At 67.8% G+C, this 7,384-nt stretch carries 9 protein-coding genes; 2 read left to right on the top strand and 7 right to left on the bottom strand.

The genetic code is table 11. From position 1 onward, the window contains the following. Positions 1-161: 161 nt before the first annotated feature. Both ACNAW0_RS29480 and ACNAW0_RS29475 read right to left on the bottom strand, forming a co-directional pair. On the bottom strand, positions 162-1,067 hold the full coding sequence (locus tag ACNAW0_RS29480) for a hypothetical protein (protein ID WP_416291312.1): 906 nt from the start codon (positions 1,065-1,067) through the stop codon (positions 162-164). A gap of 124 nt (positions 1,068-1,191) precedes the next feature. Beyond that, complete coding sequence (locus ACNAW0_RS29475) at positions 1,192-1,677, bottom strand: hypothetical protein (RefSeq protein ID WP_416291311.1); 486 nt, start codon at positions 1,675-1,677, stop codon at positions 1,192-1,194. A gap of 276 nt (positions 1,678-1,953) precedes the next feature. On the opposite strand from ACNAW0_RS29475, the gene ACNAW0_RS29470 reads away from it, so the two are divergent. Further along, positions 1,954-2,313 (top strand): hypothetical protein, encoded by a 360-nt coding sequence (locus ACNAW0_RS29470; RefSeq protein ID WP_416291310.1) that lies wholly within the window; start codon positions 1,954-1,956, stop codon positions 2,311-2,313. A 182-nt stretch (positions 2,314-2,495) separates the two neighbouring features. On the opposite strand, the gene ACNAW0_RS29465 is transcribed toward ACNAW0_RS29470, so the two are convergent. Both ACNAW0_RS29465 and ACNAW0_RS29460 read right to left on the bottom strand, forming a co-directional pair. Then, entirely contained in the window at positions 2,496-3,197 is a 702-nt protein-coding gene (locus ACNAW0_RS29465; RefSeq protein ID WP_416291309.1) for an SDR family oxidoreductase, read from the bottom strand. Positions 3,198-3,554: 357 nt separating this feature from the next. Then, complete coding sequence (locus tag ACNAW0_RS29460; protein WP_416291308.1) at positions 3,555-3,998, bottom strand: hypothetical protein; 444 nt, start codon at positions 3,996-3,998, stop codon at positions 3,555-3,557. Between the two features lie 200 nt (positions 3,999-4,198). Here ACNAW0_RS29460 and ACNAW0_RS29455 point away from each other — a divergent pair, with 200 nt between their 5' ends. Continuing rightward, a complete protein-coding gene (locus ACNAW0_RS29455) occupies positions 4,199-5,089 on the top strand; it encodes a hypothetical protein (RefSeq protein ID WP_416291307.1) in 891 nt (296 codons plus the stop codon). Here ACNAW0_RS29455 and ACNAW0_RS29450 read toward each other — a convergent pair. The 3 genes from ACNAW0_RS29450 to ACNAW0_RS29440 all read right to left on the bottom strand — a co-directional run bounded on the left by ACNAW0_RS29450 (position 5,028) and on the right by ACNAW0_RS29440 (position 6,986). Next, positions 5,028-5,498 carry a UPF0158 family protein gene (locus ACNAW0_RS29450; protein WP_416291306.1) on the bottom strand — a complete coding sequence of 157 codons (471 nt, stop codon included), beginning with the start codon at positions 5,496-5,498 and terminating at the stop codon, positions 5,028-5,030. The genes ACNAW0_RS29455 and ACNAW0_RS29450 overlap by 62 nt on opposite strands. A gap of 70 nt (positions 5,499-5,568) precedes the next feature. Next, complete coding sequence (locus tag ACNAW0_RS29445; protein WP_416291305.1) at positions 5,569-6,387, bottom strand: NmrA family NAD(P)-binding protein; 819 nt, start codon at positions 6,385-6,387, stop codon at positions 5,569-5,571. Continuing rightward, positions 6,384-6,986 carry a glyoxalase gene (locus tag ACNAW0_RS29440; protein WP_416291304.1) on the bottom strand — a complete coding sequence of 201 codons (603 nt, stop codon included), beginning with the start codon at positions 6,984-6,986 and terminating at the stop codon, positions 6,384-6,386. Before ACNAW0_RS29440 ends, ACNAW0_RS29445 begins: the two co-directional genes overlap by 4 nt. Between the last annotated feature and the right edge of the window lie 398 nt (positions 6,987-7,384).

Here is a 7,384-nt window from a genome sequence, read left to right as displayed (position 1 = left end):
TAACCCGCCACGATCCCGCTGTCCAGCCGAACCCTGAACCACCTCAAGTCCTGACCCAGTCATGCTGCTGTCCCCACCGTGCGGCCGCGATCGTGCAGGCCATCCAGGTCCTACACCATGTCGACCAGCCGATACTCGGGATCAGAACGCCCTCTGTATGCCTAGATGCGGTGAGGTGCTGGCATGGTGTCGGGGGTTGATCGGCGTGAGCGGCGTGCCAGTGTGAACACGGCTAGGGCCAGCAGGCCCGCGATCAGTGCCGCTGCGACGATGACCTGTGGTGTGGCCAGGCGGTCTCGGAGGGAGCTGGCCTTGCCGGCGCGCCCGGGAGCCGGGAAGGTGATGACACCGCTCGCCGTGTGCTTGACCGTGCCGCTTTCCAGGGTCGCCTCGACCCGCCACGGGCCGTTCGGCAGGTCGGCGGGGAAGGCCACCGAGACCACGCCGGATTCGCCGGGGGCGAGTGTAGTGCCGTGGGCGATGTCGAACGGGCCGGCCCGCATGCCGGCTGGTCCTTCGGACAACGCGGCGGTTCCGGTCATGTCCAGCGCCCGTCCGCCGGTGTTGGTCACGGCGATGGTGGCGGTTGGCTCGCCGCTGGTCGCGCGTGCGGGTGTGATGTTGCCGATCGTGAAGTCGGAGGTCGGTTCGCCGCCTGGCCCGACATGCAGGTAGACGCGGATGCCCACCCGGTGGATCTGAGTGATCTGGCTGGACCGGTTGGACGGTTGGGTCGATGCCCAGATCACGGCGTAGCGCTCGCCGGCAGAGGCGTTCTTGGGGACGGTGACGGTGGTTTGGACGTCGGTGTCCTCGCCGGGCTTCAGGTCTACCTGGTCCCGGTCGAGGGAGATCCATGGCGTCAGTTCGTTCGCGGCGCGTCCCTCGGCGAACGTGAATTGTGTCTGTGCGACCGAGGCCGCTGCCGGGTACAGGTCAAGGCGCTGCCGCTCGGCCGATTTGTTGACGATGCGGATCTTCCGCTTGATGGTGGTGCCGGGGCGGACGTGGTCGACGATGTATCGCAAGGCGCGGGGATCTCCGCGCCGGTTGGCCGGTGCCTCCAAAAGTTGGATACCGATCCTCTCCCGATCCGGGTCCGGTTGGGCGGCGCCGGCCTGGGCGGGCAAGCCCAGACCAGCACCGCCCAACAGCGCGAGGATGGCCCACCCCGCTTGACGCCGGTAGCCGTTACGCGACCGAATGGGTCACCGTCCCGGAGTAGGTCCCGGCCTCGTTCGCCAGCGGTACGTTGACGTCGAGCGTGGGGTTCCAGCTCGCGTTGTTGTTGCCGGTCCCGCCGGTGTGCGTGAACGCGGTCACTAGCGTGGTGTTGTTCAGGGGCTGCTCGGCCCCCTGCGTTGCCTGTCCCGGCGTGAAGGTGCCGGTGCCCGTCGTGGCCGTGGCCGGCCCCGACCAGTAGTCAACGTCCGAGGCGAGCACGGTCTCCGAAGCGGTGGGGGTGGCGCCGGTGGTGAAGTCCGTCGAGGTCACCGACGCTGTCCAGCTGGCGTCGGCCGCCGCCCGCGTGTCGCTGACGGTGACCGTGCCAAGCTGGCCGGTGATCGTCGTACCCGGCGCGCCCGAGCCGAGATCCGCCGTTGCCTGTGCCGTGATGTCCAGCGTGCCGGCGGTCACGGCGAACGTGACATCGGTATCGGCTGTCGGAGCCGCCATGGCAGGTGCCGCAGTCAGTCCGACTGCCGCAGCGGTGGTCGCGGCGATCGTCAGGATTCTCGTGGTTCGCATGATGTCTTACCCCCGTTTGGGACACGGTCGTTGATGGTCGCAGGTGACCGAACAACCAAACTATACGAGAAACCGGACAGAGAGGCATGAAAAGGACAGATCCGGCATCTACGCTGGCCGCCTGATTCTTCACAAAGGGGATGCAAGGGCTTTAAGGGTCGTATCCTCATGTTCATGGTGTCACGGTCACCGCACCCATCCCGGATGAAACCTCGCGCTCAGTCCGGCCCCGGCCGTCTCGCGCCAGCGGTGGCCATCCTCGGCCTGGCCGTGACCATCCTCGGCAACCCCGCTCCTGGCGCAGCCGCGCCGCCGGCCGGCGACGGCCACGCCGCACCCAGCCCGGCATCCGCACCAGGCACCGAGGACGGGAATGTCACCTTCCGGGTGGTGCCCCGGACGCCGGCACCGTCCCCGAGCACACCGTCCCCCTCACCCAGCGGTCATCTGCCGATCACCGGTGGCCAACTGAGTCCGAATCTTCGGTGGCTGGTCCTCGCTGGTGGCATCCTGATGTTCGCCGGGCTGACCATGGTCGCTACTCGCCGCCACCGCTCCTCCTGACCCGCCTTGCGAGGTGCCGCGGTTCGTCGACTACCTCGTCGAGCACCCGGGGGGAGAACGACACCCACAGCGCAGCGCCGATGAGCCCGGCGCTGCACAGCGTTGCCGCTGTCAACGCGACAAACTCTACGACAGACAACTGACGTGCCGCGGGCTGCCCAACCATCCGTTACCTCCTGACCTCAGTGTTGCTGCCCTCGGAAATGGCGGTCGAGTTCGCTGGCGTAACGGCGTCCGAATTCTGCGCTGTGTTCGGCCAGCCAGTCGGTGAGAACGATCCCTCCCGTAGGGGGTGCGTCGGAGTCAGCGAGCCCGGCGGCCATTGCCTGGTATTCCTCGCGGGTGAGCAATCTGTCGCGTAGCGCCAGGCCGAGCGCGGAGGAGAGCGCGGTCAGCAGGGCCGGCGAGACGGGGACGACGATCGCGCGGCTGCCTACCGCGGCTCGCACCGCATGGACAAGTTCGCGGAAGGTGAGACTTTGCGGCCCCACGGCGTCCACGGTCACTGTGTCGGTCCGGCCGCCGAGGCTCACGCAGAGCCGGGCGAGATCATCGACGTGGATACCGCGCACCCGGTAGTCGCCGCGGCCACCGATGGCGAAGACGGGTAGGTGACGCAGCAGCCAGGCGATGTTGTTGATCAGCACGCCGTTGCCGCCGAACAGGATGGCCGGACGGACAATCGCGTGTGACACACCGATCTCATCGAGGGCTTGTTCGACCTGGGCCTTGCCACGGAAATACGGGTAGGGCGAGTCCAGCGACGGGTGGGTGATGGAAACGTGCACGATGCGCTGGATGCCGGCAGCGGGAGCCGCCTCGAACAGTGTGCGGCTGTTGGCGACCGCGACGTCGTGGTCGAGCCGGGCGTGCGCGAAACGCACCCAGTAGGTGTTGTAGAGGGTGTGCCACGCAGAGATCGGGTCAGCTCGGTGGGGTCGGCGAAGTCCAGGGGCCGTATCTCGATGTCGGTGCCGGCTGGGGCACGGCCTGGGTGCGCGGTGAGCGTGCGGACCCGGTGACCGGCAGCCTGCAGTTCGCGGGCGATCGCGGCGCCGGAATAGCTGAATGCTCCGGTGACCACGTCGAGCGGCGCGGGGTCGATGCTCACGGCTTGATCTCCTTCCGGTTCGCCCGTCGGGAACAGCGCCGCGGACATCTCGAGCCGCTCAGTGACCGGCCGGCCCGTCGGTAGGCCACCAGGTCTGGCGCTCTGGCTGATCGAACTTACGGCAGCACACTCACTTCATGGCATGGACCGTGAATGTCTCGCTCGTAGTTGCCGTCTCCGTGCCCGACCTCGCGGTAACGGTGAACGTGTACTCGCCGAGCGGCGTTACTTTCTTTTGGACCTTGAAGCCCCCGGTCACTTCACGATAGGAGCCGAAGGGCTCCAGCATCACGGTTTTCGTGCCGGTCTGGTCGAGATCAGTCCCCGGCACGTCCAGCAGCCACTCGATCTCGATGGCCTGGCTGGTCCCCGAACGGTCGTAGACGATGTAGGTGTAAATCACGGTGTCGCCATGAGTGACGGTCCTGCTGTTACCGTCGCCGTCCCGGTCCGTACCGGTACCCACGCTCACGAATTCTCCAAAATCACCGTTAGGTTTGCTTATGGCGTTAGTTTCGGCTGAAGCGGCCGAGCCGCCGACGCCGACGGCCAGGATGACAACCAGTGCCAACACCCCAGCCCGACCCCATCCGCGCATCCTGAGACTTCCGCCGTGCCTCCCGTTCATACCTGCTGCTCCCTTCGGACTCCATCGACCTTGGGCGTTACCCACTACCACGGCTGTGGGCGGCCAGCGGTTCACAGTCTGCAGACATCTGCTTCGGCGATCATCGATCGTCACCCCCGGTTATCCCTGACTTAAGGAGCCCATGAGTGCGCATCAGCATGGCGACCAGCGCCGGCAAGGCCGGGCAGGCGAACGAGGACTTCGCGGGTGCCGTTCCCGGCGCTGCTGTGCTGCTGGACGGCGCCGGCATCCCGGGAACCGAGTCGACCTGCTGCCACGGTGTCGCCTGGTATACGCACCGCCTCGGCGGCGCGCTGCTCGGCCGACTGTCGCGAGACGACGGGCGGGACCTGGCCGCCATTCTCGCCACCTCGATCGGTGAGATAGCCGCCGATCACCGCGGCACCTGCGACATCACGAACCCCAGCAGCCCGCAGGCGACCGTGCTGATGGTCCGCGCCTACCGGGGCCGCCTGGACTATCTCCTGCTCGCGGACTCCTTCCTCGTCCTCGACCAGGTCTCCGGTGGCCCGCAGGTCATCACCGACGAGCGTGAGGTCGCCGCTCGGCGCATCTGCTCAGCGCCTCTGGCTGGCATTCCGGAAGGAACACTGGAGTACGACCGCATCCGAGACTCCTGCGTCGAGGCGCTGCGCGCTCGCCGGAACCAGCCGGGCGGCTACTGGATCGCCAAGGATGATCCGCACGCGGCGGAGGAAGCGGTAACCGGCAGCCGGCCCCTTCATGACCTGGACAGCGTCGCGCTGCTCAGCAACGGCGCCAGCCGCATCGTCAGCCCGTACGGCCTGACCGACTGGCCCGGCGTACTGGAACTGCTCCGCGCCAACGGGCCGGCCGATGTCATCCGGCGCGTCCGGCAGGCCGAAGCCCGCACCTCCGGCGGCCCCGATGCTCGGGTCCCCGATGACGCCACGGTAGTCCACTGCACCCTGCCGCGCTCGGAGGCCGGCGGGATCACGGCACCGCCGGATCAGGATGCTCGGCCCGGGCTCGCTCCGCTGCATCCTCGGCGATGAGGTTGTTGTCGGCGAGGAATTCGATCGCACGCCGGAGGGCACGCGCATCGCGGAAGTCCTGCCACACCGACACCAGGTGCGGGTACTCCTCGTACAGTTCGTTCCGGAAGTGTCGGAAGGCGCCCCTGCCGTCGATCGCTCGATGTAGTCGTCGGCTGGCGCGCTCGTCGCTGAGCAGGTCCGCGAAGTCGGCCATGTCCTGGTACCAGACGTAGGACGGCAATGGGTCGATGGGCACCGCGTCGAGTTCGTCGAGGTCGACGGGTGTCTTACCGTCGATGCCGCAGTCGGCGGTCCAGAACAGCACCTCTGCCGTTGCCGGGTCGATCAGCCACCGGTGCTCGTACGCGCTCTGGTCCTGCAGCGCAGTGGCGATCTCGTCAAGGTCGAAGTCGTGTGGATCGCGCATCCGTTCCGCCCTCGCCAGCCGTGGCCGTTCTCCAGCCACCGAGACTACGCCGCGGACGTCGCCGGGGCGATCACGTCGTTCCGGTTCTTGAACGCAGGCTCGCATTCGTGAGCACGTCCCGGAGGGAGGCCGGTTCGCGGCCGGTCAGTTCGGTGACCGCGTCGGAGGTTGCTGCCCAGCGGCCCTGGCGGATGGACTCGAACATGCTCGTGTACGCGTAGGCCCACCATGGTTCCTCGCCGAGGCGCAGCAGCGCGCTGGCGAAATCGGCTGGCGCGGTGTCGGCGTACCGGTGCCCGATGGCCGAGGCGATCGCCTCGATGGTGAGGCTCTGCGGCCCTGTCACGTCGTGGTGCCCGTTGGTGGGTTCCCGCAGTGCCAGGGCGGCCAGGCAGCGCGCCACGTCGCTTCGTGCGACGAGTGAGATACGACCGTCGGCGGCCGGGAGCGCGACCGTGCCGCCCGTACTCGTGCCGATCTGCTGGACCAGGCCGAGGAAGAACTCGGTGAACAGGCCGGCGCGGACGATGGAGTGCGGGAGGCCGGAGGCGCGGAGCAGCCGCTCGGTATGGCCGTTGGTGTAGGCGTAGCAGAACGGGGAGTCCAGGTCCGCGTCCAGGCCGCTGAGCAGCACCACGTGCCCGACCCCGCTCTGGATCGCAGCGTCTAGGACGTTGTGGTGGTGGACGATCACCCGCGCGGCCTCGCCATCGCTGGTCACGAACACCAGCGTGTCGACCCCGTCCAGCGCGGCGCGTAGCGCCGCCGGGTCGTCGTACGGCGCGGTACGGCTCGACAGCGGGACGACGTCGTGCCGTCCCTCGTCGGCCAGCAGTCGCACCACGTGGCCGCCGATCCGACCGGTGCCCCCGGTGACCGCGATCCTCACGCCTCCCACGAGAACCCGTCCGGGTCGGTGAAGGCCCCGGCATCGCTGCCGATGACGATCCGGTGCGATCCGCTGCCGTCCGGGGAGACGCCGGCGTCCTTGGCGGCGGCGCGCCGCCCGTAGAGCGCCAGCTTGACGGACGACTCCGGGGTGGCGAACTCGACGTACTTGCTGCCGAAGCTCTTCCCCACGGCCAGGCCGCGGTCGACGTAGAACTGCTTGCTCGCCTTCACGTCCGCGACCCCGAGCAGCAGCACGATGTCGTCGATCTGCCGGGTCGCCGGACCGGTGTCCTTCTTTGCCGACGTCGCGATCTTCCAGATCGCCCCGTCGGGGGCTTGCACGACGCCGCCGTACCCCCAGAACCCCTTCTTGGCTGGCTTCAGGCTCGTGGCGCCGGCGCCGAGTGCGGCGCCGATGAGGCTGTCAACGGTGCTCGGTTGGGACACCACGAGCGACAGCATGAAGCCACGGAAACCGGCCGTCGGTGACTCCGAGGCACGTACCCGGACATGAGTACCCACACCGAAGGTGGTGTAGAAGTCGTTGGCGCTCGTGAGGTCGGGTACTTCGAGGGTGACGGATTTGATCGAGGTCATGCCGATCACGCTACGGGCGGTCCCGTGACCCGCGCTTCTTGATTCCTGACCGATCTGGCCCCCTGTGTACGGCAGCTCTGTCGTCGCGTCGCGTGGCGCCGGTAGGTGCTGGGCGGCAGGCCAGCGCGGGCACCGCCGGGCAGCTCCCACTCGTCGCGTTCGTTCTGAGCAGCGGAACCCGGCCGCGATAGTCGACGACGAGCTTCAACCGGTCTGCGGCAGAAGCGGATGCCTCAGTATCTGGTGCTGATGCTGGTGACGGATCACAATGAGCCCGGTCGGGTGAGGCAAAGCGGACGGGGGGCAACCGGTGGAGCAATTTGCAGTTGCGGTCGGCGCCGGCTCGTTCAGATCAGATGACGGCGGTGCGATCCGGTTCCCACACCGATGGACCTCTG

The sequence above is a fragment of the Micromonospora sp. SL1-18 genome (genome assembly GCF_047921505.1).
Taxonomy (GTDB): domain Bacteria; phylum Actinomycetota; class Actinomycetes; order Mycobacteriales; family Micromonosporaceae; genus Micromonospora.
The sequence above is the reverse complement of the archived record's forward strand: the minus strand, read 5'-3'. Positions and strand labels throughout refer to the sequence as shown.